This is a genomic window from Anaerolineales bacterium (assembly GCA_019637755.1).
In the GTDB taxonomy this organism is placed as follows: domain Bacteria; phylum Chloroflexota; class Anaerolineae; order Anaerolineales; family UBA11579; genus JAMCZK01.
Genome location: JAHBVC010000002.1, coordinates 394,840 through 419,965 on the forward strand (window position 1 = coordinate 394,840; position 25,126 = coordinate 419,965).

The 25,126-nt window shown below is 62.7% G+C and carries 27 protein-coding genes and 1 tRNA gene; 18 read left to right on the forward strand and 10 right to left on the reverse strand.

The genetic code is table 11. The features are described from left to right. Positions 1-18 precede the first annotated feature (18 nt). The 3 genes from KF821_09845 (at position 19) to KF821_09855 (ending at position 4,454) form a co-directional block, all read left to right on the forward strand. The gene (locus tag KF821_09845; protein MBX3006110.1) at positions 19-1,146 is read left to right on the forward strand and encodes an aminopeptidase P family protein; all 1,128 of its coding nucleotides are present in this window, start codon (positions 19-21) and stop codon (positions 1,144-1,146) included. Between the two features lie 94 nt (positions 1,147-1,240). Continuing rightward, positions 1,241-2,164, forward strand: coding sequence for an alkaline phosphatase family protein (locus KF821_09850; GenBank protein ID MBX3006111.1), 924 nt, complete (start codon positions 1,241-1,243; stop codon positions 2,162-2,164). A 70-nt stretch (positions 2,165-2,234) separates the two neighbouring features. Beyond that, complete coding sequence (locus tag KF821_09855; GenBank protein ID MBX3006112.1) at positions 2,235-4,454, forward strand: hypothetical protein; 2,220 nt, start codon at positions 2,235-2,237, stop codon at positions 4,452-4,454. Between the two features lie 9 nt (positions 4,455-4,463). Here the strand turns inward: KF821_09855 and KF821_09860 are convergent, their stop codons facing one another. Continuing rightward, positions 4,464-7,673, reverse strand: coding sequence for a transglycosylase domain-containing protein (locus tag KF821_09860; protein ID MBX3006113.1), 3,210 nt, complete (start codon positions 7,671-7,673; stop codon positions 4,464-4,466). Positions 7,674-7,678: 5 nt separating this feature from the next. Further along, complete coding sequence (locus KF821_09865; GenBank protein MBX3006114.1) at positions 7,679-8,149, reverse strand: MaoC family dehydratase N-terminal domain-containing protein; 471 nt, start codon at positions 8,147-8,149, stop codon at positions 7,679-7,681. Positions 8,150-8,280: 131 nt separating this feature from the next. Between KF821_09865 and KF821_09870 the strand changes: the two genes are divergently transcribed. Beyond that, a complete protein-coding gene (locus KF821_09870; GenBank protein MBX3006115.1) occupies positions 8,281-9,414 on the forward strand; it encodes a hypothetical protein in 1,134 nt (377 codons plus the stop codon). Positions 9,415-9,544: 130 nt separating this feature from the next. On the opposite strand, the gene KF821_09875 is transcribed toward KF821_09870, so the two are convergent. Further along, positions 9,545-10,066 carry a flavin reductase gene (locus KF821_09875; GenBank protein MBX3006116.1) on the reverse strand — a complete coding sequence of 174 codons (522 nt, stop codon included), beginning with the start codon at positions 10,064-10,066 and terminating at the stop codon, positions 9,545-9,547. Positions 10,067-10,171: 105 nt separating this feature from the next. On the opposite strand from KF821_09875, the gene KF821_09880 reads away from it, so the two are divergent. From KF821_09880 to KF821_09890, 3 genes are read left to right on the forward strand one after another with little or no spacing between them, the layout of a single operon-like run. Then, complete coding sequence (locus tag KF821_09880) at positions 10,172-10,969, forward strand: N-acetylmuramoyl-L-alanine amidase (GenBank protein ID MBX3006117.1); 798 nt, start codon at positions 10,172-10,174, stop codon at positions 10,967-10,969. Continuing rightward, entirely contained in the window at positions 10,969-11,976 is a 1,008-nt protein-coding gene (locus KF821_09885) for a L,D-transpeptidase (protein ID MBX3006118.1), read from the forward strand. Before KF821_09880 ends, KF821_09885 begins: the two co-directional genes overlap by 1 nt. Positions 11,977-12,016: 40 nt before the next feature. Continuing rightward, a complete protein-coding gene (locus KF821_09890; protein ID MBX3006119.1) occupies positions 12,017-12,442 on the forward strand; it encodes a hypothetical protein in 426 nt (141 codons plus the stop codon). Positions 12,443-12,444: 2 nt separating this feature from the next. Here the strand turns inward: KF821_09890 and KF821_09895 are convergent, their stop codons facing one another. Continuing rightward, a complete protein-coding gene (locus tag KF821_09895; protein MBX3006120.1) occupies positions 12,445-12,714 on the reverse strand; it encodes a hypothetical protein in 270 nt (89 codons plus the stop codon). Positions 12,715-12,837: 123 nt separating this feature from the next. On the opposite strand from KF821_09895, the gene rpmH reads away from it, so the two are divergent. From rpmH to KF821_09925, 6 genes are all read left to right on the forward strand, one after another. Beyond that, positions 12,838-13,014 carry a 50S ribosomal protein L34 gene (gene rpmH / locus KF821_09900; GenBank protein ID MBX3006121.1) on the forward strand — a complete coding sequence of 59 codons (177 nt, stop codon included), beginning with the start codon at positions 12,838-12,840 and terminating at the stop codon, positions 13,012-13,014. 98 nt (positions 13,015-13,112) lie between these two features. Beyond that, positions 13,113-13,400 (forward strand): ribonuclease P protein component, encoded by a 288-nt coding sequence (gene rnpA, locus KF821_09905; protein MBX3006122.1) that lies wholly within the window; start codon positions 13,113-13,115, stop codon positions 13,398-13,400. A gap of 2 nt (positions 13,401-13,402) precedes the next feature. Further along, positions 13,403-13,708, forward strand: coding sequence for a membrane protein insertion efficiency factor YidD (gene yidD, locus KF821_09910; GenBank protein MBX3006123.1), 306 nt, complete (start codon positions 13,403-13,405; stop codon positions 13,706-13,708). A gap of 11 nt (positions 13,709-13,719) precedes the next feature. Then, positions 13,720-14,778, forward strand: coding sequence for a PQQ-binding-like beta-propeller repeat protein (locus KF821_09915; GenBank protein ID MBX3006124.1), 1,059 nt, complete (start codon positions 13,720-13,722; stop codon positions 14,776-14,778). A 7-nt stretch (positions 14,779-14,785) separates the two neighbouring features. Then, on the forward strand, positions 14,786-15,535 hold the full coding sequence (locus KF821_09920; protein ID MBX3006125.1) for a membrane protein insertase YidC: 750 nt from the start codon (positions 14,786-14,788) through the stop codon (positions 15,533-15,535). Positions 15,536-15,559: 24 nt separating this feature from the next. Then, a complete protein-coding gene (locus tag KF821_09925; protein MBX3006126.1) occupies positions 15,560-16,291 on the forward strand; it encodes a Jag N-terminal domain-containing protein in 732 nt (243 codons plus the stop codon). 169 nt (positions 16,292-16,460) lie between these two features. Here the strand turns inward: KF821_09925 and KF821_09930 are convergent, their stop codons facing one another. After that, on the reverse strand, positions 16,461-16,781 hold the full coding sequence (locus tag KF821_09930) for a hypothetical protein (GenBank protein MBX3006127.1): 321 nt from the start codon (positions 16,779-16,781) through the stop codon (positions 16,461-16,463). Further along, positions 16,717-18,549: a hypothetical protein gene (locus tag KF821_09935; GenBank protein ID MBX3006128.1), complete on the reverse strand. Its 1,833-nt coding sequence runs from the start codon at positions 18,547-18,549 to the stop codon at positions 16,717-16,719. Before KF821_09935 ends, KF821_09930 begins: the two co-directional genes overlap by 65 nt. A gap of 238 nt (positions 18,550-18,787) precedes the next feature. Here KF821_09935 and KF821_09940 point away from each other — a divergent pair, with 238 nt between their 5' ends. Then, a complete protein-coding gene (locus KF821_09940; GenBank protein ID MBX3006129.1) occupies positions 18,788-18,940 on the forward strand; it encodes a hypothetical protein in 153 nt (50 codons plus the stop codon). 69 nt (positions 18,941-19,009) lie between these two features. Then, positions 19,010-19,939 (forward strand): polyprenyl synthetase family protein, encoded by a 930-nt coding sequence (locus KF821_09945; GenBank protein ID MBX3006130.1) that lies wholly within the window; start codon positions 19,010-19,012, stop codon positions 19,937-19,939. On the opposite strand, the gene KF821_09950 is transcribed toward KF821_09945, so the two are convergent. Further along, entirely contained in the window at positions 19,929-20,636 is a 708-nt protein-coding gene (locus KF821_09950; GenBank protein MBX3006131.1) for a response regulator transcription factor, read from the reverse strand. The two genes, KF821_09945 and KF821_09950, sit on opposite strands and share 11 nt — an antisense overlap. Before the next feature lie 275 nt (positions 20,637-20,911). On the opposite strand from KF821_09950, the gene KF821_09955 reads away from it, so the two are divergent. Both KF821_09955 and KF821_09960 read left to right on the forward strand, forming a co-directional pair. Next, positions 20,912-20,983, forward strand: a tRNA-Arg gene (locus KF821_09955). A 109-nt stretch (positions 20,984-21,092) separates the two neighbouring features. Further along, positions 21,093-21,383: a DUF2218 domain-containing protein gene (locus KF821_09960; GenBank protein ID MBX3006132.1), complete on the forward strand. Its 291-nt coding sequence runs from the start codon at positions 21,093-21,095 to the stop codon at positions 21,381-21,383. 43 nt (positions 21,384-21,426) lie between these two features. Here the strand turns inward: KF821_09960 and modA are convergent, their stop codons facing one another. Next, positions 21,427-22,269, reverse strand: coding sequence for a molybdate ABC transporter substrate-binding protein (modA, locus tag KF821_09965; GenBank protein ID MBX3006133.1), 843 nt, complete (start codon positions 22,267-22,269; stop codon positions 21,427-21,429). An 18-nt stretch (positions 22,270-22,287) separates the two neighbouring features. Beyond that, entirely contained in the window at positions 22,288-22,824 is a 537-nt protein-coding gene (locus tag KF821_09970; GenBank protein ID MBX3006134.1) for a PadR family transcriptional regulator, read from the reverse strand. Between the two features lie 434 nt (positions 22,825-23,258). On the opposite strand from KF821_09970, the gene gap reads away from it, so the two are divergent. Beyond that, the gene (gene gap, locus KF821_09975) at positions 23,259-24,266 is read left to right on the forward strand and encodes a type I glyceraldehyde-3-phosphate dehydrogenase (protein ID MBX3006135.1); all 1,008 of its coding nucleotides are present in this window, start codon (positions 23,259-23,261) and stop codon (positions 24,264-24,266) included. Positions 24,267-24,416: 150 nt separating this feature from the next. Here gap and KF821_09980 read toward each other — a convergent pair whose 3' ends face one another. Next, entirely contained in the window at positions 24,417-25,061 is a 645-nt protein-coding gene (locus KF821_09980; GenBank protein ID MBX3006136.1) for an exopolysaccharide biosynthesis protein, read from the reverse strand. Positions 25,062-25,126 lie beyond the last annotated feature (65 nt).

Sequence of the window (25,126 nt, forward strand, 5' to 3'; positions counted from 1 at the left end):
CGCGAAACGAGCCAATCGATGAGCCATCCCTTTTCCACTGAGAATCTGATCCGCCGCCAAAGCCAACTGGCCGAAGCCCTGCGCGCCGGCGGCTATGATGCCCTGGCGCTAAATGCCGGCCCCAGCCAGGTGTATCTGAGCGGGCTGCACTTCCACTTGATGGAGCGCCCGGCGGTGATGCTGCTGGCGCCGGGCAAGCGCCCGGTGATGGTGCTGCCTGATTTTGAGAAGGGCAAGCTGGCCGGGCTGGGGTTTGAGCTGGATGCGGTGACCTACGGCGAGAACCCGGCGGAGTGGCCGGACGCCTTCGCCAAAGCAGCCCAGCACATCGGCCCGGCACACAAGATCGGCGTGGAGGGGTTGCGCATGCGTGTGATGGAGTTGCGCTATCTCGAAGCCGCCTTCCCCGGCACGCAGTTCCCCATTGCCGAAGAGCTGGTGGCGGACATGCGCCGCCTGAAAGACGCCGGCGAAATTGCCGCCATGCAAAAAGCGGTGGAGATTGCCGAAGGTGGCCTGGAAGCTACGTTGAAAAAGATCAAAATTGGCATGAGCGAGAAAGAGATCGCCGGCATCCTGGTGCAGGAGCTGTATGCACTGGGCAGCGACCCCGAGCTGCCCTTTGCGCCAATCGTGGCCGCCGCCGCCAACAGTGCCAACCCGCACGCCACGGTCAGCGATTACAAGATCCAAGCGGGCGACCTGTTGCTGATCGACTGGGGCGCTTCATATAACGGCTACCTCTCGGATCTGACGCGCACCTTCGCCGTGGGTGAGATCAGCGAAGAGTTCAAGCGTATTTACGAAATTGTCAAACTGGCCAACCAGGCCGGGCGCCAGGCGGGCGCCCTCGGTGCGCCGTGCGCCGTGGTGGATATCGCGACGCGTGACGCCATCGAAGACAACGGCTACGGGCAATACTTCACCCACCGCACCGGGCACGGCCTGGGGATGGAAGGCCACGAAGAGCCCTACATGCGTGGTGACAACCAACTGCCGTTGGCCGAGGGAATGAGCTTCACAGTGGAGCCGGGCATCTACCTGGATGGCCGTGGCGGCGTGCGCATTGAGGATGATGTGGTGATGACCGCCGATGGCCCGCGCACGCTGAGCAGCTTCCCGCGCGAATTGCGCACAATCGGCTAGTCAAAAAGCCGTTCCTAGGTAGCAGGTCAAAAAGCAATCGATTAATGATTAATCGATTGCTTTTTTGATTTCTTGCTCAGAGTACAATCCCCCAATGAAGTTCCTCTTCCTGTTTATGGACGGGATCGGTTTTGGGGAGAACGACCCGGCCATCAATCCCTTTGCCGCGGCCAATACGCCGCATCTCGATGGTTTGCTGGGCGGCGCCCGCCTGGTGGCGGGCAGCGCGCCGCGCGAGAGCGCGCGGGCCAGCCTGCTGGCGCTCGATCCCAATCTGGGCATGCCCGGTCTGCCGCAGTCGGCCACTGGGCAGGCCGCGCTGCTCACCGGTAAAAATGTGCCTCAGTTGGTCGGCGAGCACTACGGCCCCAAGCCCAACAAACCCGTGGCCGCAATCGTAAAAGAAGACAATCTGTTCATACAACTCAGCCAGCGCGGCTACCGCAGCACGCTGCTGAATGCGTACCCGCCAATGTACTTCAAGGGCATCGAAAGCGGCAAGCGCCTGCTCTCTGCCATCCCGCTGGCGGTGACCAGCGCCGGCATCGCCCTCAAGACCCACGAGGATATGCTGCACGGCGATGGCTTCTCCGCCGATTTCACCGGCGAAGGCTGGCGCAGCCAACTGGGCTTCAGCGATACCCCGGTGCACAGCCCGCACGCCGCCGGCCAGCGCCTGGCGGCGGTGACGCGTAGCTACGATCTGGCCTTCTTTGAATTCTGGCCCAGCGACTATGCCGGCCACCATCAGGATCACCCCGGCGCGGTAAAGCTGCTGGAGCATTTTGACGGCGTGCTGGGCGGCCTGCTGGAAGCCTGGCCGGATGACGAAGGCCTGATCCTGATCACTTCCGATCACGGGAATATGGAAGACCTCAGCCGCCGCACGCACACCGCCAACCCGGTGCCCGGCCTGGTGATCGGCGCGCCCGCCCTGCGCCAACAATTCTGCGCCGGCCTGCAAGACCTTAGCCAGGTCACGCCAGCGATTTTGCAGTTCTATCCGCCTAAGGAATAAGCGATGCGAGTCTGTGCCCGCCTGAGTCGAGTCTGCTACGGGTCTGGTGAGCATGGCGATCAGGGGTCGTATGGCTAACGCTAGTGTTTTTCTCCCAGCACAAGGGAATTTCGCCCCCAGCCCGCTGGAGCGCTACCTGCCGCCGGTTGGCGCCGGGGTGGCGCAAGCCTGGCTGGCGCAGCACGCCGCGCCGGGCAGTTGGGTGCTGGAGCCGTTCGGCGCCTCGCCCCACTGGGCGGTGGAGGCGGCGCGTGCCGGCTACCGCGTGCTGGTGGCCGCCAACAACCCGGTGGCGCGCTTCCTGATCGAAATGCACGCCCAGCCGCCGCGTGCCGAGCAACTCACTGCCGCACTGGCGGCGTTGGGCGCTGCCCGCCGCGGCGCTGAGCGCCTCGAGCCGGCCATCCTGGAGCTCTATCTCAGCGAGTGCCCCAACTGCAAGCAACTCATCCCCGCCGAAGCCTTCCTGTGGGAACGCGAGGCCAGCGCGCCGTACGCCAAGCAACTGGATTGCAAACTCTGTGGCACGCAAGGCGAATACCCCTGCGATGCCGCCGACGTGGCCCGTGCCCAGGCCTACCCGATGAGCGGGCCGACCCTGGCGCGCGCCCTGGAGCGCATTGCCGCCACGGATGACCCGGACCGCCAGCACGCCGAAGAAGCATTGCAGGCATACCTGCCGCGGGCTGCCTATGCGCTCATCACGATCATCAACCGGCTGGACAGCCTGGATGGCGACGCGCACGAACGCCGCTGGCTCTCGGCGTTGCTGCTCAGCGCCTGCGACCGGGCCACGAAGCTGTGGGCGCACCCCAGCGGGCGCCTGCGCCCCAAGCAGCTCAACCCACCGCCACAGTACCGCGAGTACAACATTTGGTTTGAAATGGAGCGCTCGATCGCGCTGTGGGCGCAAGCCGCTGAACCGCTGCCGCTCACCGAGTGGCCGGAAGCCCCGCCCGCCAGCGGCGGCATTTGTATCTACGAAGGGCGCATGCGCGGCCTGGCCGCCGAGTTGGGTGACCTGCCGCTGGCGGCGGTGGCGACGGTGCTACCGCGGCCGGCGCCCGCCTTCTGGACGCTATGCGCCCTGTGGGCCGGCTGGCTGTGGGGGCGTGAGGCCATCGGCCCGTTCGTGTTGGTGCTGCGCCGCCGGCGCTATGACTTCGCCTGGCATAGCGAGGCCTTGCACGCCGCGCTGAGCGCAGTGGCCGAACAGGTCAGCGAGAAGACCCCCGTGCTGGCTCTGCTGCCCGAAGCCGATGGCGGTCTGCAGGCGGCCGCGGCGGTGGCCGCCAATCTGGCGGGCCTGCGCATCGATAGCATGGCCTACCGCCATGCCGCCGCCGAAATGCAACTGACCCTGTATAAGGCCGCCGCCCAAGCGGCCGAAGAGCCGGCCGAGCAGGCCATCCGCCGCGCCGCGCATTTTGTGCTGGGCCAGCGCAGCCAGCCCAGCGCGTTCGAATACCTGCAAGCCGCAGCGCTCAATCTGCTCAACAAGCAGCCGGCCATGGGCGCCCCCGCCCCGCACGAGGTGGCAGACGTCTTCACCTATACCCGCAAACAAATCGAAAGCGCCATTCGCACGCACGGAGAGTTTGTGCAGTTTGGCGGCGCCGCTGAAGCGGAGAGCGGGCAGTGGTGGCATACCCGCACCCACGCCGAGCGCACCCCATTGGCCGACCGTGTGGAGATGGCGCTGGTGCGCAGCCTGCTGCGCACGCCACCCCAATCGCAGCACGCGCTGGACCGCGCCTTGTGCCGCATCTTTCCCGGCTTGCTGACCCCCGCGCCGGGCTTGCTGGCCGCGCTGCTGGCCTCCTACGGCGAGCTCGACGGCGCGGCCTGGCGCCTGGCAGCCGAAGACCAGCCACGCCAACGCCGCGCCGATCTGGCCGAGATGCGCGCCGCGCTGCAGCAGCTCGCCACGCGCCTGGGCTACCGCGTCACAACAAGCGAGGGCGGCGCTCTACGCTGGCTGCACGGCGAACAACCGGTACTGAATTTCTATGTAATTGCCTCTGCCCTATTGGGGGAAGTACTGCTGCATGCCAGCACACCGCCGAGCCACAGCCTGATCGTGCTGCCCGGCCGCCGGGCGGCGCTGGCCCTTTACAAAGTGCAGCACGATCCGCGCCTCGAGCAGGCGCTGGCCGCCGGCTGGCGCTTCGTGAAGTTTCGCAGTGTGCGCCGCCTGCTGGCAGCCCAAACGCTGACGCTGGAAAGCGTGGCAGACGCGGCGCGGCTCGATCCGCTCACCGACGAAGCCTTGCAAGCGCCGCTGCTCTAGTGGTGCCTGCTAGGGGGTGGCGCTCGGCTCGGGTGTGGGGGTGATGCTGGGAGCGGGTGTGGGCGTGATCGTGGTCGTTGCCGAAGGCGTCAGCGTCTGCGTGGGGGTAGCGGTGGGCGTGGCCGTCGGCTCCGGCATATCGTTATAGATCACCAGCTTGATCTCCGCCGAGGTGTTTTGGGTGCTGTACAGCGTGAGCCGCAGCGCAAGTGCGCCGCGCGGCAGCTCGGCCATCGGCAGGGTGTAGATCGCCTGCTGCTGCGGGATCGGGCTGGTGCCCGAAGCAATGCCCTGCCAGTCCCCATCATCCGGCCGCTCGCCAGGCGCCCAATCCAACTCATAGTGATGGAAATTGGCGCTGGCATCGGCGCGCACCACAACCTGCACCTCATGCTGGCTGAAATGCTCGCCATCCTTGGGCAGGATCACATCCAGCAACGGGCGCGGATCGCCCTCGCCGCAGCGGCGCTGCGGCGAGACGAACAGCGGCTCCTTGAAGCCGTGCGCCTCGGCCCAGGCGCGCCCCTGGCTGGTTTGGCTCAGCCACTTGATCGCCCAGGGGTCTTGTACATTCAAGCCGAGATATTCTTTGGTGAAACGATCCCCACACAGGCTGGAGGCGCGCAGCCCGGTCCAGGTGTCGGCCAGGATGTCTTGCCACAGGTCATGGTCGGCATCGGCGGGCGGCTGGTCGGCGGCGAAGAATTCGCGGCGCTGCTCATCACAATACTGTGAAGGCTCGGCGCCACTCAGCGCGCAGATCACCTTCTCTTCGATGCCAGGTGGGCGCTCAAAGCCGCGCCCGTTGCCCGCCACCAGGAAGTTGACGGCCTGCTGCATGAACTCGGCCCAGATCGGCGCCGCGCCGCTGAGGCCGCTGGTGCCTTGCATGGCGGTGTTATCGGGGTTGCCCACCCATACGCCCACGGCCACATCCGGGGTGTAGCCCATGGTCCAGTTGTCGCGAAAATCGGTGGTGGTGCCGGTCTTGGCCGCGGCGGGGAACGGCAAGTTCAACACCGAGTTGGCGCCGAACATCGGAATGCGCGCCTGGTTATCGGAGAGGATCGAGCTGATCAGGAAGGCGTGCTCAGGGCGGATGAGTTGCTGGGTGCTGGGCTGGGGCGCTTCATAGATCAGCTCGCCGGAGTAATCGGTGATGCGCGTGATCGCCACCGGGGTCACTTGGCGCCCCTGGTTGGCAAATACGGCGAACGCAGTGGTGAGATCAAGCAGTTTGACTTCGCCGCCGCCCAAGGTGAGCGCCAAGCCGTATTGGTCACTCTGCAGATCGGTGATACCCAAACGATGGGCGAAGGCCACCAGGCCCTCTTCCTCGGGGGTTGCGGGGTCATCATAGATGCCGACGAAATCCAAGGCCTTGACGGCGGGCACGTTGTAGGAGTTGGCCAAGGCGCTGCGCACGGTGACCGGGCCGTGGAAGCGCTCATCATAGTTTTGCGGAATGTACGGCGGGCGCGGGTCGCTAGGCTGGCCTGAGGGCGGGAATTCTGATTCCACATCCCAGAGCAGCGTGGCGGGCGTCCAGCCTTTTTCGAAGGCGGCGACATAGGTGAGCGGCTTGATGGCAGAGCCGGGCTGGCGCGGCATCAACGCCATGTTGATCTGGCCATCGATGGCTTCGTTATAAAAATCCGCCGAGCCGACCATGGCCAGAATGTACCCATCACTGGGGCGCAGCGCCACCAGTGCGCCGCTGCCCACCAGCTTGTCTTGCAGCGCGGCAACATGCTCGCTGAGCGTGGCCTGCGCCATATCTTGTAGCTCCGGCAGCAGTGTGGTGTGCACGGTAAAGCCGGAGCGGTAAATGGTTTGCGGATCGTACTGCGCTTCAAGCAGCGAGCGAATGTACTGCACCCAATGCGGGTAGCGCATTTGCACGCCGGGCGGGTTGAAGGTGTACTCCAACATCGCCAGGCCGGCCGCGGCGGCCTCATCCAATGAGACGCACACGCGTTCGGGGCTGTTGCTGACGTAGATGCAGCCCGCTTCATCGCTGAGGGTATAGATGAGGCGCAGCACGGTTTGCTGGCGCCCCAAGGCGGCCTCGCGGTCTACATATACATCGTAGACCGAGGGCGCCTGCGGCAGGCCAGCGAGGAAGGACGCCTGCGCCAGGGTCAGTTCGCTGGCGCGCGTGCCGAAGTAGGTCTCGGCGGCGGCTTCCACGCCATAGGCCAGGTTGCCGAAGTAGATCTCGTTGAGGTACAGCTCCAGAATTTCGTCTTTGCTGTAGCGGCGCGTAATCTCGGCCGCCAGGATCGCCTCGCGCACCTTGCGCAAGTAGGTGCGCTGGGTCGCTTCTTCCGGCGAGAAGAGCAGCATGCGCGCCAATTGCTGCGTGATGGTGGAGGCGCCGGAGACGATCTCGCCATCGCTGCGGTTTTGGAAATAGGCGCGGGCGATCGACATCACATTAAAGCCGGGATGGTTGTAAAACTCCTTGTCCTCAGTGGCGATGGTGGCGGCCAGCATGTAGGGGGAGATGTCTTCCAGCGGCACATAGGTACGCCGCCCGGCGTTGGGATCCAGAATTTCGTAGAGCAGATTGCCATTGGCATCGAGGATGCGCGTGGTCTCAAATTGCGAGCCACGCGCGTGCAGATCGGCCACCGAGGGCAAGGTGGAGGCGATGGCGTAGTATTCGTAGAAGGCAAAGGCCAGCCCGGCCATCACCAGCAGGATGGCGGCGATGCCGCCGTACACTAGTACGCGCGGCAGGCAGCCCATGCGGCCCACGCGCTGCCACCAATGTTTGAGGCGTGCGCCCCAGCCTGCCCCACTGGGCAGCGGCTGGGTGGTCTCGGCGTTTTGGGGGCGGGTGGCGCGGCTGTGGCGGTAGGCCGCCCCAGTCACCCGCGTGGCCTCGGGGTCGCTCTCCGCTACGCGGCGCGGCAAGGGCATGCCGAATTCATCCATAGAGGGGCGCGGCCCGGCCGGGGTGTGGCCGAGCGGCGGCGGGGCCGGGTAGTCACCCGCCGGGATCAGCGGCTCACCGAACAGGGTGGGCGCTTCGTCGGGTGGCAGCGGGCTTTGCGGCTGGGTGTCGCTAGGCGTCGCGGCAACCGGTTGGCTGGGCTGGGTATCCCCCAGGCTGGGCTGCGGGTCGTGGGCGCCCGAAGCGGAGAGGCGCCGGAAACGGTCGCTGGCGCCCTCGCCATGCGGCGGCTGGGGCGCAGTGGGCGGGTTTTCCGGCATAGGCGCTAGTTGGGGCGGCTGAGGAACAGCGCCGTCCAGGTGCCTTTCATTAGAGTGTCCCCGGTCTGGTTCTTGAGCTCAAGCTGCAGCACGATCGAGCCGCCACCAATGCGCGGCAGCGCCTTGGTGCTGAGCACTTCGGTTTCCACGTGCACCGTATCGCCGATGTAGATCGGTTTGATGAACTTCCATTCGTTGATCTCGCGAAAGGCCATGATCGTGCCTTCCATGATGCCGGTCTGTACGATCAAGCCCGAGGCAAACGACAGACCCAGCAAGCCATGCGCGACGCGCGCCCCAAACGGCGTTGTTTTGCTAAATTCGGCATCGACATGAATTTGGTTATAGTCACCCGTCAGCCCCGCGAACATGACGATATCGGTTTCGGTCACCGTGCGCCCGGCACTGGCCAGTTTGTGGCCAACCTGAAAATCTTCAAAATACATGCCTCGTTGGGCGCGCGTTTGCTCAGTCATAGCTCTCCTCTGGCTGCAAATGAAAGGGATGGCGCGATTCTAGCATAGGGCGCAGCCAGCAGTGCCCCTGGGCATTTGTTAAACTAGGCATGTTAACTAAACGATTCTCTCCGTAATTTGTTTCCTACCCTATGCGCATACGATCCTGGCTCCTTCTGCTTTTGCTGCTGGCAGCGTGCACCTACCCGGGCACGCCAGGCCAGCCTCCCACACCCACGCCGCAGCCCAGCGCCACGCCCGCGCCCACGGCGGCGCCGCGCCTGCTGCCGCAGGCGCTGTACTTCCTGAGCACGCGCGGCGAGGGCCTGCAAGCCATCTGGCGCCTGGATGCAGATGGCCGCACGCTGCAAGCGATCACCGGCGGCGAGGCCAGTATCGACGAGTTTGACGTAGCCCCCAACGGGCAGCTCGTTTTCCGCATTGGCAACCGGATCTATTTGCATATTCAAGATGAGGCGCCGCGCCTGCTGGTGGATAACGCCAGCGCCGATGAAGACGCCGCTGATTTCGCCACCCAGCAAGCCGTGCGCAGCCCGCGCCTGGCGCCCAACGGCGCCACGCTGGCCTACGCCCAGGGCGGGCTGTGGCTGTTCGATCTGGCCAGCGGCAATGCCCTGCGCGTGCTGGAAAACCAAAGCGGCTCGGCGGGTGAGGGTGAGGATGCCCAGGTGGTGTACAGCCCGGTAGCCTGGGCGCCCTCTGGCTTGCAATTGCTGGTGGCGGTGGCCGGCCCGCAAGGTAGCGGGCTGGGCGTTTGGGATGCGAGCAGTCACCAGTTCACTCGTCTGGCCAGCGAGGGCAGCCTGTGCTGCCAGGCCAGTTGGGCGCCGGATAGCCGCAGTGTTTTGCTGGCCAGCCAACTGCTCGGCTTGATGGAGCCGGGCCTATGGCGCTTTGACACCACCACCGGGGAAGGGGTGGCCCTGGTGGAAACGCACAGCGGCGAAGCGTACCCCTTCATCGCCTGGCCGCTACAACTGCCCAACGGCAACTTGCAATACTTCTACGCCAGCGCCGTCGAGCCACCGCAGACCGATCTGCCGCTGTATATGGTGCGTGCCGCGGCCGACGGCGTGGGGGCGCGCAGCCAGCTACGCGATGATGCCTTCACCATCCGCGAGGCGCTGTGGGCGGCCGATGGCAGCCTGGCGCTGGTGGTGCAGAACGCCACCGGCAGCGCCGGCCCGATCGTGCTGGCGGCCAGCGACGGCCAGCCCTTGCAAGTGCTGGTGGATTTTGGGCACGATCTGCGCTGGGGGCCGTAGTTAATCAGCTAGCCAGCTAGTCAAACCCAGTCGACTGGTCAGTTAGTCAAACCCAGTCGACTAATCAACTAATCGACTAACCAGACGACAATCCGTTTCCGATTAGTCGATGTAGTGATTAACCGATTAATCAGCCAATCTTCCGATAGCCACGATTGAAATACACCAGTGGCTGCTCGCCTGCGGCGCCTTGCGGCGCGCCGGCGGCCAACACCTCGCTGATAAAGATCGTGTGCGTGCCGGCATCATGGGTCACGGCCACGCGGCAATCAAAGTAGGCCAGTGCCTCTTGCAGCAGCGGGCTGCCCGTCTCCAACGTAAAAGTCGCTACATCGGCGAAGCGGTCTTGCTGCTCGCTCTCACGGCCGGCAAAGCGGTTGGAGAGCTCCTGCTGGCTGGCCCTGAGCAGGCTGACGCCAAAGCGCCCCACCTGGCTGACCAGTTCGTGCGTGCGGGTGACCTTTTCCAGCGAGATGGATACCAAGGGCGGCTCGAGTGACAGGGAGGTGAAGGAGTTCACCGTCATACCGTGGCGGCGGCCCTGGTGTGCGGCGGAAACAATGGTTACGCCCGTGGTCCAAAAGCGCAGCACTTCGCGCAGTTGAGCCGCATCGGGGCGAAAGATGGCCTCGGGTTGCGTCTGTTGTTGCATGCAGGCATTGTAACCCTGCGGGTTCGGCGTCTGGGTTGCAATTCACATGCCAGCGCCAAAATCCTATTGGAGACGCACGCGTTTCGGGGTAGCATGGATTTCGTTATGGTGACGCAAGAGCCCACCCCCGAAGCGCCGCGGCGCAGCCCGCAGCGCGTGCGCCGCGCCAGCATGAACGTGCTGGGCCAGCTCAGCAGCATTCTGGCGGTGAGTGCCATCCTGGCAACCCTGTTCACCGCCTTTACCCCGCTAGGCCTGCTGCCGGCCGGGCTGAGCGAATGGTTCAGCGCGCAGCTCAGCGGCAACTCAGGCGCCGCCAGCAACTTCCCCACGCCCACACCGCGGCCGCGCCCGGTGGTGGGCATCGTGGCCGGACACTGGGGCTCCGATTCAGGCGCGGTGTGCTCCGACGGCCTGACCGAAGTTGAAGTCAATTTGGATATTGCCACGCGCGCGGCGCAGAAGCTTACCGATGCCGGCTTTGACGTTGACCTGCTGCAGGAATTTGACGACAAGTTAGAAGGCTATCAGGCGCTGGTGCTGGTTTCGCTGCATGCGGATACCTGCGAATATATTGACGATAACGCCACCGGGTTTAAAGTGGCAGCCTCGCTCACCAGCGACCAGGCCAAGACGCAACGCCTGGTGGCCTGCCTGAGCAATCGCTACCAGCAAGCCACCGGGCTGCGCTACCACTTGGGCAGCGTTACCGCGCATATGAGCAATTACCACACCTTCAATGAGATCCACCACGAGACCACGGCCGCCATTATCGAAACCGGTTTCCTCAATCTCGACCGGCAAGTGCTTACGCAAAACTCAGATGTGGTCGCCGAAGGTGTAGCGCAAGGCGTTCTGTGCTACATCTATAACGAAAGCGCCGTCTCCCCGGAGGGCAACTAATGGCCGCGGCCGCCTGGCACGCCCTGTGCGTGGAGGCGCGCGCCGCCCTGGCCGCCGGACGCAAGGCGGAAGCGCGCCGCATGGCGCGCCGCGCCGCCGCGCTGGCCCCGCAGCAAGAGGAGCCCTGGCTGCTGCTGGCGGCGATGGCCACGCCGGCCGCCAGCCTGGGCTATCTGCAGGAAGCGCTGCGCATCAACCCGCGCTCCACGCGGGCGCGCAAAGCACTGCAGTGGGCACACACGCGTAGCGCCGCAGCACCCGCCGCGGCGGCCGCGCCGCCCGCCGGGCGCCCGCGTACCTGGCTGCTGCTGGCCTGCGGCGCAGTGCTGATGGCGCTCGCCCTGTTCGCCTGGCTGCAGCCGCCCGGCCTGGGTGATGGGCTACGCTTTGTGGGCGCCGCGGCGGCACAAGGGTTGGATAGCTTGCTGGCCAGCCCTACGGCCACCAGCAGCCCCACCGCTACCAGCAGCCCCACGGCCAGTGCTACCTTCACCGCCAGTGCCACATTCACTGCCAGCGCCACGCTGACGCCCTCGGCCACCTCCACGCCCACGCCCACGGCAACGCCCAGCCCCACGGCCACCGCCACACTGGGGGCAGATACCAGCCAATTGGAAAAGCACTTTGTGGAGCTGCCCAGTGGCATCGGCGTCAACGAGCGCTGGATCGACGTCAACCTGAGCGACCAGACGCTGGAAGCGTACGAAGGCAGCCTGCTGGTCAACCGCTTTGTGATCTCCAGCGGGCGGCCGGCCACGCCCACCGTCACCGGCACCTTCAAGATATGGATCAAGGTGCGCATGCAGGATATGTCTGGCCCGGGCTATTACATCCGCGATGTGCCCTGGGTGATGTACTTCCAGGGCGACTATGGCATTCACGGCACCTGGTGGCACAACAACTTCGGCACGCCGATGAGCGCCGGCTGCGTCAATATGTCGATCGACGATGCACGTTGGATGTACAGCTGGGCCAGCGTGGGCACCGTAGTGCGCGTACATTATTAATGCTTATATCGCGCTAACACTGCGCGGGTAGGATTAGAGCATGTCCAAACACGCACTGTTCAGCGGCTTGGTGGTGGATGAGCACGACCAGGCGGTGACCGATACCCTGGTGGGCGAAGAAGCCTTCTATGTGATCAACGACCAGGGGTTTATGCACCATGTGCCCAGCGAAGCGATCGACCGGCACGTGCTGCAGCAAATGGCCGGCATGCTCAGCGGGCACGAAGAAGAGCTCAGCAAGCAAGCGGCGCAGATGATGGGCCAGGACGATATTTTCACCCAGGCCGCTATTTTGAATCAGCTAAAGAATGTGGATGAGCAATTTGACCAGGTGTTGGCCCAAGGGCTCCCTGAGGCCAGCCGCACCTACCTGGGGATGAGCGGTTTCAAAATCCGCGTCAACCACCGTGGCGAAGTGCTGGAGGTGCTCCAGCCTGGCCAAATTGCTCCCGAAGACGAAGAGTAAGTTTACGGCAGGCGGATAATGAACTGGTAGCCGAACCACGCCGCCGGGATCGCCGCCAGCCAGGGCAAGACATCGCGGGCGATGCTCAGCCCATCCTGGGCGATCTGCGGCAGGGCTACCTGGAAGTACTCCAACCCATAGGCGGCACCGCTAAACAGGCCGAAGACGACGGCCCACACCACCCCAGCGATGGCGCCAGCGGCGAAGAGACTCACGAATACGTCAGTGGCCTGCAGGCCACCCTCGGATGAGTGGCTTTCTCCAACAGTCATGCAATCCTCCAAAAAATGAACGTAGGGGCATTATAGTGCAAACTGTAACCTATGCAACTTTGCCGCAAAGTACGGGTATAATCTGCCCTCGTTACTAGACTGAATTAAACGCAAGGAAAGAAGATGCCCAAGAGAACCTATCAGCCCAAGAAGCGCCGCCGCGTGCGCGTGCACGGCTTTCGCAAGCGTATGTCCAGCGCCTCCGGGCAGGATGTGCTGAAGCGCCGCCGCCTGAAGGGCCGCAAGAAATTGACGGTGAAGGCCAACAACCACGTCAAAAAGGTAGACTGGAACGCCTGAGCGCGTGGCTTAACGCCCACGCCTCGATGGCGAGAGCAGGCCTTTGATTATCGGTGAAGCGAGGATTTCGCCTCCGCAAACCAGCCGAATTCAAACGGGTGCGGCGACTGGGAAAGTCATACCCGCACCCGTTTGTTGTGCTTGTGGTGCTGGCCAGCCCCCTGCCGCAGGTGCGCGTGGGCGTGATGGCCGGGCGCCGCGTGGGCGGCGCCGTGCAGCGTAACCGCGCCAAGCGCGTGCTGCGCGCCGCCATCCAGCCCTTGCTGGGCGCCCTGGCGCCCGGATATGATGTGATCTTGATCGCCCGCCCGGGCGTCTTGGCCGCCAACAGCCGCGAGGCGCAGGCGGTGTTGCAGCGCCAACTGCAACGCGCGAAACTATTATGAATATGGATGCAACCCACACCCACAGCCATGCCGAAATTCACGAACAGCCCGATCCGGCGCTGCGTGAGTTGCCGCGCACTCTGGCCAACCTGCCGCGCTTTCTGCTGCTGATCCCCATCCGCATCTATCAGGCCACCTGGTCGCGCACTCTGCCGCCCAACACCTGCCGCTTTTATCCCACCTGTTCGCACTACACCTATCAGGCGATCTACAAATACGGCGCGGCCAAAGGCGGCCTGCTGGGCTTCAACCGCATTCTGCGTTGCAACCCATTCAATAAATCCACCGGTTTCGACCCGGTGCCATAAACGGAAGAGGCATGAAAAAAAACACCTTACTTAAGCTTGCATTCCTGGGGCTGCTGAGCCTGGCGCTCACGGCCTGCGGCACCGTGCCGCCACTCTCCTGGCCGGGCCTGGCCGTAGACGCCGCCAATGACCGCGTCTACCTGGCCTACCAGAACAAGGTCACCGCGCTGAACAGCCAAAGTGGCACCCCGGTATGGGAACACCCCAGCGAGAACGACAAGAACTTCAGCGTTTTCGCTGACCCCGTGGTGGTGGGTGACACGCTGTACGTCAGCGGCTACAACCAGACCCTGTACGCGTTGAACAGCGCCAATGGCACCAGCCTGTGGAGCTTTACGGGCGCGGGCAGCAAGTTCGTCGCCAGCCCGCTGGTGAGCGGCGAGCAGATCTTCGCCGCCAACGCCGACCATCGCCTGTATGCGCTCAACGGCGAAGGCGCGCTGCTGTGGAGCTTCAGCACCAACCAGCCGCTGTGGGGCACCCCGGTGAGCGCCGATGGGCTGGTATTCACCAGCTCGTTGAATCATTTCCTGTACGCGCTGGATGCCCAAACCGGCGAAGAGCAATGGTCCACCGATACCGGCGGCACGCTGGTCTCCGGCCCGCTGCTGCACCAAGGCGTGCTATACATTGGCAGCTTCAACAGTGAAGTGCTGGCACTTGACGCCAGCAGCGGTGAAGTGCTGTGGCGCGCCGCCACGGATGGCTGGGTATGGGGCACCCCTGCCGTGTACGATGGCCAGCTACTGGTGGGTGACCTGAGCGGTTTCCTGTACTCGCTTGACCCGGCCACTGGCGCCGAGAACTGGCACGTGGAAACCGGCGGCTCGATCACCGGCACCCCGCTGGTGCTCAACGATCACATCTATATCCTCAATGAGGCCGGGAGCGTGATCTCGCTGACGCCGCAAGGTGCGATCGTGTGGAATCAGGATTTCGGCACTGAGCTGTATGGCTCGGCGGTCGCCGCTGGCGATCTGATCCTGGTTGGCCAGCACAATAACACGACCACCCTGGTCGCCGTGAACGAAAGCGGCACTCGCGTGTGGGCCTACCCGCAGGAGCAATAGGACCGCTATGTTAGATATCATCATTGTCCCCTTCACCAACGTACTCGTCTTTCTCTACGATATCCTCGGGCATAACTTCGGCCTGGCGATCATCGTCTTTACGCTGCTGATCAAGCTGCTCACCTACCCGCTCTCGGTTTCACAGTTGAAGAGCGCGCGTATGACGCAGGAGTTGCAGAACGACCCGCGCTGGAAGCAGATGCAGGCCAAGTACAAGGGCAACCGCGAGAAGCTGGCCCAGGAACAGATGAAGTTCTACCAGGAGAAGGGTATCAGCCCGTTCAGCTCCTGCCTGCCTTCGCTGATCCAGTTCCCGCTGCTGATCGCCATGTACTGGTCGATCCAGCGTTCGCTGGCCGCCGCCCCGCTGGCGTTGCTGCAGTTTGCGCGTGGCATCGCCCTGCCCAACGCGGCAGCGCTAATGCCGTTGAACAGTAGCTTCCTGTGGATGGATCTCTCCCAGCCGGAGCGCCTGCATGTCGATTTCCTGCCGTTTGCCATCCCGGTGCTGACCATTATCGTGGTGGTTACCACCTGGCTGCAAAGCAAGCTGATGACCCCGGCCTCGGCCGACCCGAACGACCAGAGCGCCCAAATGGCGCGCTCGATGAGCCTGACCATGCCGTTGATGATGGGCTACATCTCGATGGTCTTCCCTTCCGGCTTGTCGATCTACTATGTGATCAGCAATCTCTTCGGCATTGCCCAGGCATGGGTGATGAAACGCCGCCCGGTGACGGCCGCTGCTGCTAAGTGAGTTAGAATTCGGGTAGGTATCTGAATGGAACATCGTACAAATCTTGAAGTGATCGCCCCCACCGTGCATGAGGCCATTGAAAAAGGCCTGGCCGAGCTGGGGTTGGAAGATACGCAAGTAGACGTAGAGGTGCTGGACGAGGGCGGTACGGGCTTTCTGGGCCTGGGCGGCCGCCAGGCGCGTGTGCGCCTGATCGTACGCGAAGGCCTGGCCACCACCCCACCGGCCGCGCCGCGCCCCAGCCGCCCGGCGGCCAGCCCCAGCGCCCCGCTGAGCAGCGAAGAAACCGAGAACCTGCTGGCCATCACCAAGGCCACCGTGCAGACCCTGCTGGAGCACATGAGCGTGCGCGCCGAGGTGAGCGTGAGCATGGGCACGCCGGATGAACCTGAGCTCGCCGCGCCGGTGCTGGTAGACATCCAAGGTGGCGATTTGGGCTTCCTGATCGGGCGCCAGGCTGAGACGATGAACGCCCTGCAACTGATCACCCGCCTGATCGTAGGCAAAGAAGTAGGCCAGGCCGCCCACATCATCATCGATATTTCGGGCTACCGCGTGCGCCGCGACGAGAATCTGCGCAAGCTGGCCGATAAGATGGCCAAGCAGGCAGTCAGCACTGGCCGCCGCCAGACGCTGGAGCCGATGAGCGCCTCGGAGCGCCGCATCGTGCACCTGGCGCTGCGCGAAAACAGCGACGTAACCACCGAGAGCATCGGCGAAGAGCCGCGCCGCAAAGTCGTCATCATCCCGCGCTAGGCTTCACCCCCTTCTAGCTAGCTAAAAACGCAGGCCAATGGCCTGCGTTTTTTTATTTCCTGGCGCGCATAGAAGCGCACAGTTCTGACATAGTCTCCCCAGCCAAGGCCCAGTATCGTGACAGCAGCGCACAGTACAAATGTCTGCGTCACGTTAACAACGGAATAGCTCAGGATTTACGCCACACCAAGCGCACCTGCGTGCCGGCGCCCGGCTGCGATTCGATCGAAAGCTCGGCGCCGATCAGGGCGGCGCGCTCGCTCATGCTGGCCAGGCCGTAGTGCTGGGCGCGCAGCAGATCGGTCAGTTGGGCGCCTTGGGCGTCAAAGCCGCGGCCATCGTCTTCGACCAGCAGGTCGATACAATCCGGCTCCAACTGGCCGCTAATGGTCAGGAACTGGGCTTGGGCGTGTTTGAAGACGTTTTCAGCGGCCAGTTGCACGATGCGGTAAGCGTGTTGGGCCACCTGCTCTTCGTAGGCATTGGTCACTCTCCGGCAACAGCAGCGAAACTTGCACCTGGGGCTTATCACGGCTGAGCACATCCACCAGCTCGATCAAGGCGCGGTAGAGCCCGTAATCGAGCATGGCGGGGCGCAGGCGGTAGATCAGTTGGCGCACGCGGTCACTCAATGCTTCATGGTGCTGCTGTAGGCGGGCGGCCTGCTCAGGCTGGCCGCCGAGGCTAACCAGCTCGTTGATGCCTGCCAGCACATCGTCATGCAGCTCGCGCGCCATGAAGGCGCGGCGTGCTTCAACATCATCAATGCTTCTTTGATGCAGGGCGCGCAAGTTATCGGCTTGCTCAATGTTGATCAGGGCGATCGCCATTTGGTCAGCCAGGGATTGCAACAGGCGCCGCTCTGCATAGGAATAGTAGTCATCAGGGTCTTTGCGCCCCAGCAGCCACAAGCCTACCGGACGGTTAGATACATGCATGGGGATGGCCAACTGCACCCAAGTGCCTTCGGGGTCCTGCTGGCCACCTGCTGCCAGCAGCGCGGCGATCGTGGCGCTATCGGGAACCTGGCTTGTGTCAACCCCTTGCAGATACACCACTTGGCGCGCCGGGTGAGCCGAGCCCAGGTGCAGCAGGGCAGACTGGCGGATCAGCAGGCTGGGCAACACCTGCTGCTGCACGATCTCCGCCAGATTTTGGCGCGTGAAGCTGGTGGAGAGCTTGCCGGCAAAGCTGTGTTGCAAACGCTCCGGTGGCATGGGAATGTGCAGCAGCTTGCGCTCCACAAAGCGTTGGAAGCGCTCAAAGGCATACACATTGAAGAGCGAGACCAGCAAGCCGGTGATCAAGATCGAAGCCGCCACCTGCTCAGGGCTTTGCAAGTACGGCGAGAGCAGCGGCACCAGCACCAACGCGATGATGAACAACAGCACGAAGAACAGATAGAACGAGATCAGGCGGTTGGCGCGTAGCTCCAAGCCACCCAATTGGCGCCGGTAGACCACATACAAGTAAGCGCCTGGCCAGATGATCAGCGAGATCACCACGCCACCGCTGAGGTTGGCCAGCACGCCGATCGCATTTGCCCAGGAGAGCAACATTACTGGCACCAGGCTGATCACCACGGCCAGCAGCAGAATGCCGACTTCGCGGCGCTGCTCCGGCTGGCGTACCAAGCGGATCAGCAGCAGCAGTAAGCTGCCCAGCACGGCTAGCAGCAGCGCAACGCCATAGATGCCCGCTGGCGCAATTTGCAAGGCAGAGAGCATCGCCATGGCGATGCCCAGCGCGTACAACGCCCACCACAGCAGCGCCGGCAACTTGCGGAAGGGTTTGGGGAAATGCCAGTGCAAGTGTAGATACACCGGCAGGCTCAGCCAGATACCAACGCGCAGTACTACTGCGGAGTAATACACCGTACTGCCTGAGATGCTGCCAGCCATGAACCAGATTGCCGTGAGATAGCTGAAGGCGACTAATAGATTGCGGCGTACATCTACAGGCCGCAAATGGAAGAACATGATCGTCCCAGCTACCCAGAAGGCGTAGCTAAGCCACCATGTATTGATCAAGCGTGAAACAAATTCAGGCAGATTGAAGCCCGGGGATACCAGCTCGGCAGCATGCTCGCCCTGGGCGTCCATCAGCCGCAACTGGATCCGATCGCCACGTGAAACCCCTTCAAACCAATTGGTTGTCAGGCTCTGATCGTAGTCTTCGAAGGGCACGCCATTGGCTTCGAGAATGAAATCGCCAAGATGAATTTGCTCGGCCGCGGCAGGCGTAAAGAGCGCGCGCACCTCTCCCGTGCCGAAATACTGAAATCCGAGATACGGAATGACAAAGAAACGCGCGTAGGTATAGACCAGCAAGACAAGCAAAACCAATGCCGGAAGCAGGAACTGGGTTAGGACACGATAAAGGCCAGAAGAGCGCATAACTTGCTACATCGGGGAGGTGATGCCTATGTAAAGGCCGAAGCAATTCTCAGGTAAAGCCACTTACTCAACCGTTTTTCGTCAAGAAAGGAAACTTACCATGTCTATGCAAGCATTTTACTCAAACATCAGCGACTCTTCCAGCACGATCAAGGAAGTTGAGGCCCTGCAGCGCGTGGCCCAGGCCAGCCTGGAGCAGGTGCAGGCAGTGCGCAATGAATGGGAATGGGATATGTGGAAGGAAGCCAAGTAGGCTACCGACCTCGGGGCTGGCCAGTTGGCCAGCCCCACCTTCAAATAAATCCACCTGTGGGAGAGACCAATGGATACCGTGTATACCGCCGCCATTCATGAACTGCTGCGCCAGCCTGCTGTGCAGCAGTGGCCGCTGCTCGCCAGCGTGATCGAACGCGCCCTTAATGTGCGCCCGATCGCCTGGGATTTTCCGATCGCCGGCTGCCTGGCCGCTGGCGCCGAGGCCAACCAGGCGCTGGCGCCTGTGGCCGCTATCACCTGCGCCCATATTGGCATTATTTTGATTGACGACATTCTAGATGAAGATCCGCGCGGCGAGTACCGCAAGCTGGGCGCCGGGCGGGCGGCCAACCTGGCCGCCGGGCTGAACAGCCTGGGCCAGCAGATGCTGGAGCTACACCCCTGCCCGCACCCGCGCCAAGCCAGCCTGGCCTTCGCGCACATCCTCGGTGGCACAGCCTACGGGCAGGACCTGGATGTGCAGAACCAGCACAGCGAAGAGAGCTACTGGGCCGTGGCACGCGCCAAGAGCTCGCCCTACTTCGCCTCGGGGCTGGAGCTGGGGGCGCTGTACGGCGGCGCCGATCTGGCGCTCAACCAGCAACTGCGCCAGTTTGGCGCAGTGTTCGGCGAGATCATGCAAATTCATGACGATCTGAACGATTGCCTGGCCGAGCCGGCCAATGTGGACTGGTTGCAAGGCCGCGCCCCGCTGCCGTTGCTCTTCGCCGAGCTGGTGCCGCACCCGCAGCGCGAGCGCTTTCTGCTGCTGCGCAATCAGGTGAGCGACCCGGCCGCGTTGCATGAGGCGCAAAGCATCCTGGTGAGCAGCGGAGCGATCAGCTATTGCATCAATGAGCTGCTCAGTCGCCAGCAGGCCTTGCTGGCGCTGCTGGGCGAGATGGCGCTAGCCAACCCGCGGCCGCTGCAACAGATCCTGGAGCACGCCATCGCCCCGGTGGAGCACTTGTTCGCTTCGTTGCAGCCTACGGCGTAAATGGATAGCCGTCATCGAGTGGCGTGATCAGCCCCAGCTCACGCGCCTTGAGGATCGCCGCAGCCATGTTGTTGACGCGCAAGCGGCGATAGCTCAGCGAGAGCATGGTGCGCACGGTAGGGTGCGCAATGCCCAACTTCTCGGCAATTTGCTTGGTGGTCATGCCTGGGTAGGCCGCGCACAACGAGAGTACCTCGCGCTGGCGCTCGGTAAGCATCTCGATCTCGCCTTCGGCGCCGGGCGGTTCGGCCAGCGCATCCACCGAAAGCTGCGAGAGATACACCCCGCCGCCCGCCAGCAACGTCACGATCTCGGCCAGCCGTTGCGTGGCGGCGGCATCGCTTTTGACGATGTAGCCCTTGGCGCCGGCAGCCATCACCGAGCGAATGAAGGCGGGGTGCTTGTGGCCCGAGATGAGCAGGATGGCCAACTTAGGATACTGCGCAAGAATTTTGGGGATATCGCTGAACAGCGGATAGGGCGCCTGCAGGCTATCCGTCATGGGCACCGAGGCATCCAGAATGAGCACATCGATGGGATGCTCGGCCAACATGGCGAAGAGTTGGTCGCCTCGGCTGGCGGAGGCCACCAGTTCTACATGCGGGTGATCCTGAAAACGATAGGCGTAGCCATCCACGGTGGAGAGATGGTCTTCTAATACAGCAACCCGAACAGTGCGCTTTGCTTCAGTGTCCATTTTTTGCGCTCACTTCCCCTAGTCGTCCAACAGTACAAATGTTTACAGCAAAACAACAAAGAGACTATTCAAAGAAATACCGGCCAGCCGTATAACAGGGCCACGAACCACGTTACGGGCCAGCCCATCCCATGCCATCAGTCAGAGGGGAACGACTGATGGCATTCTCCTTTAAACCCACTGTGATGGCAAACGACTGGCGGCCGCCGGTATTATACGGCAGGAGTGCGCAAGAAACTTGCGCATGATAAAATGCGCCCGTTGCATCGATGAGCGCCCCTATAGCTCAGTGGATAGAGCACTGCCCTCCGGAGGCAGGAGCCTGCGTTCGAATCGCAGTAGGGGCATTGCCCAACATAAAACGCCCTCCGGGCGTTTTATGTTGGGCTTTAGAGAGTTCCTACTCGGCTTCGCCGAGTAACGGAACTCTAGCCTGGCATTATCATGGAAACCGTTGTGAAAACACAAGAAGCCATTATCCGACCCAAAGACCCAAGCGGCTTCCTGAAGCGGCTTGTCCACCATTACCAGCGTCATATCCCGGCGGAATATGACGCCCGGCGCGGCTGGGTGCAGTTCAAACGCGGGCGACTGGACGCCGAGGTACACGGGCCGGCGCTGCGCCTGCGCATCACCACGCCCAACTGGCTGGGCCTATGGGTGCTGACGCGTTCGCTCAACCGCCATGTCGCCTTGTTTGGCCAGCGCGAGCAGCTCACGCTGCGTTGGAAGAAGACAAACCAATAAAAAAAGAGCCGGCTACGCCGGCTCTTTTTTTATCTTTGCAACCTTAGGGCCGTGGGCCAAAGCCCCACTTGGCCAGGATCGCCTGGCCTTCGGCGCCGAGCACAAAATCAACAAACGCCTGGGCTACATCGCCCGCCGGGGCACCTTCCACCACCGCGATCGGGTAGCTGGCGATCACATTCATCTCATCGGGAATGGGGATCTGCAGCACGCTGCCGGCAATATCGGGCGTGACGTCAGAGGTGTAGACAATGCCGGCATCGCCCTCACCCAGCGAGATCTTAGTGGCCACCTGGCGCACATTGGGCTCTTCAGACACCAGGTTGGCGAATACCGCCGCTTGCCAGGCCGCATCGCCCATCAGGGCGATGGCCTGGTTGCTGTATTCGCGCACGGGCACATCCGGCGCGGCCAGGATCAGCGCCAGGCCGGCCTTGGCCAGATCGGCATAGCTCGCGATGCCCGCCGGGTTATCCGCGGGCGCGATGATGGTGAGGCGGTTGGTGAGGAAAGTGGTTGCCTCGCCTTGCAGGCGCTGCGCTTCCGCCACTACGCCCATCTGGGTGTTATTGGCCGAAGCGAACACATCCGCCGGGGCGCCTTCCACCAGTTGAGTGGCTAACGAGGAGGAGCTGGCGTAGTTGGGCAGCACCTCCACTCCCGGGTGAGCCGCCTCGAACACATCGGCGATCTCGTTGAAAGCATCGGTCAGCGAGCTGGCGGCCATCACCACCAGCTCCGTGGTCACTACGGGAACTTCGCTGACGCTCAGCGCTTCGGCAGTGGGCTGGGCCACCGCGGCGGTGGCGGCCGGCGCCGGGGCGCCACAGGCGGCCAACAACAGAGCCAGCGCCAGCAAAGGCTCTATCAATCGTTGCGTTTTCATATGTCTCCTTGGGAGTTCCTAGAGCGGGGTAATTTCTGCCAGACGTTCCTGGCAGGTATCCAACCAGGCGATCACGGCGTGCAACTGGCCGATGACAAAATCGAGCACCAGCGCCTCCATCTCAGGAGCCGCCTGGTGCGCGGCCTGCAACTGGCGCAACTGCTGCTCACATACCCTGCGCTGCGCGTCCACCAACGCCTCGGTGGGGCGGCCAAGCAGGCGCGCCACGTACAGGCGGCTGATGAACTGCACGCGCACCTGGCGCACGCTGGCGGAGAGCTGCGGGGTCTCCAGCCAGGCATCCAGCCGGCGGCGCCCGGCGGCGGTGAGGGTGTATTGGCGGCGGGGCGGTGCATCGCCGCCCAGCACCTGCTTGCCGCGCAGCAGGCCTTCGGCCTCCAGGCGCTTGAGCACCGCGTAGAGCTGGCTGGTGCTCAGGGTCCACACCCGCCCCAGCTCGGCCCGCGATGTGAAGCGCGCCAGCAGTTGGTAGCCGTGCTGCGGCTCGGCGGCCAGAATGCCGAGAATGGTTTCGTCAGGAACGGGGGCGGCCATCGCCGCAGTATAGCACGACTCTATTCCATGATGGAATAGCAGGGCAGCCAAGTCAGCAGTAATCAGTAATCAGTAATCAGTAATCAGTGAACGGGGCGCGTAGTTTGCTGCCACGCGTGGATACAGGACGCTAAGGTGCCATTTAGGGTCATGGCAGGCACTGCCCGTAATTGCTACCCTATTCACCGCTCCCTGTTCACTGTTCACCGTTCCCTGCTCACTGTTCACCGCTCCCTGTTCACTGTTCACCGTTTCCCTGTTCACTGCTCACCGTTTCCCTGCTCCCTGCTCACCGCTCCCTGTTCACTGTTCACTTCAACTTCAGTGCAAACGTCACCTCACTCAGCGGTCACTGCTCACTCTCAGCCGCGGGCAAAGCACACTATAATGGCCTTAAATTCACTGAACATTTAGCTCTATTCGGAGGAAGCACTATGGCACGTATCGCAATCAACGGGTTGGGACGCATCGGCCGCGCCGCGCTGCGCCTGGCACTGGAGGAAGACAATCTGGAGTTGGTGGCGGTCAACGACATCGCCTCTCCGGAGAACATCGCCTATCTGATCAAGTACGACTCGGTCTACGGCCGCTACGGCGAGGATGTGCGCGCCGAAGGCGATAGCCTGCATGTGGACCAGCAGAGTTTCAAATTCTTCAGCGAGAAGGACCCGGCCGCCTTGCCCTGGAAGGACCTGGGCGTAGACATTGTGATCGAGAGCACTGGCCGCTTCACCGAAAAGGTCGATGCGATCAAGCACATCGAAGCCGGTGCTAAGTATGTGATCATCTCCGCCCCCACCAAGAGCACGGATGTGCCCACGGTGGTGTTTGGCGTCAACACCTCTGACGAGGATGCCAACATCATCTCCTGCGCCAGCTGCACCACCAACTCGCTCACCCCGGTGGTCGAGGTCATCGGCCGCCATCTGGGCATCCAGAAGGCGATCATGACCACGGTGCACGGCTACACCGCCGGCCAGGGCCTGGTAGACGGCCCGGGCGGCAAGGGTGGCGATCTGCGCCGCGGCCGCGCCGCCGCAGTCAACATCGTGCCCGCCTCCACCGGCGCGGCCAAAGCCACTACGCTGGCGCTGCCGCAATACAAGGGTAAGTTTGACGGCGTGGCGCTGCGCGTGCCCGTGCCGGTCGGCTCGGTGTCTGACATCGTGATGCTGACCGAGAAGAACACCAGCGCCGAGGAGATCAACAAGATCCTCACAGACGAAGCCAACGGGCGCTACAAGGGCATCATCCGCGTGACCAATGACGAGATCGTTTCCTCTGACATCGTGGGCGACCCGCATGCCTGCATTATCGACATGCAGATGACCAAGGTGGTCGATGGCAACCTGGTGAAGATCTTCGCCTGGTACGACAACGAATGGGGCTACACCAATCAGATGATCCGTAAAGCGCGCGAGATCGCCAGCACGCTAAAGTAGCCGCACGAAGCGATCCCCCAGCAGATCCGCTGGCTCGCAAGACCAAGAGAACACAACAAAAAAGCGCCGCAATTGCGGCGCTTTTTTATACGCAAGTTGTCATTGCGAGAGCGGCGTAGCCGCACGAAGCAATGACAGGAAGAAGTTGGGTTAGCCGCCGCGCATCTTCTGCAATACTTCCAGGATCGTCCAACCGCCAGCGGCGATCAGCGCCCCAAAATAGATGATGGTGACGATGTTCATCAGGTGGCCGAACAAGATACTCAGCCCATCCTTTTGAATAGCGCCAATCGCAAAGAAGATCAAGGCGATGGCCGGCAGGGTGTTGCTAAACGGCACAAAGCCAAATGGCATCATCAGCAGCACCGCCGCCAGAATATAGGCCAGCTTGTTGAGCAGCGTGGCGCGCGTGGCCAGCCAGGGAATGCGCCCGGGCTTGCTGATCTTTTCCAGGCGGCGCAGCCAGGCGAGCGCGCCGCGCATGCCCTTGACCAGCTTTTCGCTGGCGATCGGGCGCTCTTGGATTTTCTTTGGCATGTACAGCTTATTGCTGAACAGCAAAGAGAGGCCAATCAGCAAAATGCCGCTGCCGAAGACGGTGCTTACGCCCGGGATCGAGACCGGGATCAGAAAGACCAACGACAGGAAGATAGTGATCAGCATCAAACTGTCGTTACCAATGATGTCGATGATCTTGGCCAGGGTGACCTGGCCGGGCGGCAGCGTTTGGATAATGGTCTCCAACTTCTCCACCAGGGATTCGGAGCGCGAGGGGTCTATCGTTGTGCTGGTCATGCGCGAGCACCTTCCTAGATGATCAATTGCCTTTGGCGAGGGATGAGCTACGAATACGTCGGCCC

Excerpts from the sequence above, each read along its gene's own strand:
- KF821_09845 (MBX3006110.1), top strand. The coding sequence starts at position 19 with ATGAGCCATCCCTTTTCCACTGAGAATCTGATCCGCCGCCAAAGCCAA.
- KF821_09850 (MBX3006111.1), top strand. The coding sequence starts at position 1,241 with ATGAAGTTCCTCTTCCTGTTTATGGACGGGATCGGTTTTGGGGAGAAC.
- KF821_09855 (MBX3006112.1), top strand. The coding sequence starts at position 2,235 with ATGGCTAACGCTAGTGTTTTTCTCCCAGCACAAGGGAATTTCGCCCCC.
- KF821_09860 (MBX3006113.1), bottom strand. The coding sequence starts at position 7,673 with ATGCCGGAAAACCCGCCCACTGCGCCCCAGCCGCCGCATGGCGAGGGC.
- KF821_09865 (MBX3006114.1), bottom strand. The coding sequence starts at position 8,149 with ATGACTGAGCAAACGCGCGCCCAACGAGGCATGTATTTTGAAGATTTT.
- KF821_09870 (MBX3006115.1), top strand. The coding sequence starts at position 8,281 with ATGCGCATACGATCCTGGCTCCTTCTGCTTTTGCTGCTGGCAGCGTGC.
- KF821_09875 (MBX3006116.1), bottom strand. The coding sequence starts at position 10,066 with ATGCAACAACAGACGCAACCCGAGGCCATCTTTCGCCCCGATGCGGCT.
- KF821_09880 (MBX3006117.1), top strand. The coding sequence starts at position 10,172 with ATGGTGACGCAAGAGCCCACCCCCGAAGCGCCGCGGCGCAGCCCGCAG.
- KF821_09885 (MBX3006118.1), top strand. The coding sequence starts at position 10,969 with ATGGCCGCGGCCGCCTGGCACGCCCTGTGCGTGGAGGCGCGCGCCGCC.
- KF821_09890 (MBX3006119.1), top strand. The coding sequence starts at position 12,017 with ATGTCCAAACACGCACTGTTCAGCGGCTTGGTGGTGGATGAGCACGAC.
- KF821_09895 (MBX3006120.1), bottom strand. The coding sequence starts at position 12,714 with ATGACTGTTGGAGAAAGCCACTCATCCGAGGGTGGCCTGCAGGCCACT.
- rpmH (MBX3006121.1), top strand. The coding sequence starts at position 12,838 with ATGCCCAAGAGAACCTATCAGCCCAAGAAGCGCCGCCGCGTGCGCGTG.
- yidD (MBX3006123.1), top strand. The coding sequence starts at position 13,403 with ATGGATGCAACCCACACCCACAGCCATGCCGAAATTCACGAACAGCCC.
- KF821_09915 (MBX3006124.1), top strand. The coding sequence starts at position 13,720 with ATGAAAAAAAACACCTTACTTAAGCTTGCATTCCTGGGGCTGCTGAGC.
- KF821_09920 (MBX3006125.1), top strand. The coding sequence starts at position 14,786 with ATGTTAGATATCATCATTGTCCCCTTCACCAACGTACTCGTCTTTCTC.
- KF821_09925 (MBX3006126.1), top strand. The coding sequence starts at position 15,560 with ATGGAACATCGTACAAATCTTGAAGTGATCGCCCCCACCGTGCATGAG.
- KF821_09940 (MBX3006129.1), top strand. The coding sequence starts at position 18,788 with ATGTCTATGCAAGCATTTTACTCAAACATCAGCGACTCTTCCAGCACG.
- KF821_09945 (MBX3006130.1), top strand. The coding sequence starts at position 19,010 with ATGGATACCGTGTATACCGCCGCCATTCATGAACTGCTGCGCCAGCCT.
- KF821_09950 (MBX3006131.1), bottom strand. The coding sequence starts at position 20,636 with ATGGACACTGAAGCAAAGCGCACTGTTCGGGTTGCTGTATTAGAAGAC.
- modA (MBX3006133.1), bottom strand. The coding sequence starts at position 22,269 with ATGAAAACGCAACGATTGATAGAGCCTTTGCTGGCGCTGGCTCTGTTG.
- KF821_09970 (MBX3006134.1), bottom strand. The coding sequence starts at position 22,824 with ATGGCCGCCCCCGTTCCTGACGAAACCATTCTCGGCATTCTGGCCGCC.
- gap (MBX3006135.1), top strand. The coding sequence starts at position 23,259 with ATGGCACGTATCGCAATCAACGGGTTGGGACGCATCGGCCGCGCCGCG.
- KF821_09980 (MBX3006136.1), bottom strand. The coding sequence starts at position 25,061 with ATGACCAGCACAACGATAGACCCCTCGCGCTCCGAATCCCTGGTGGAG.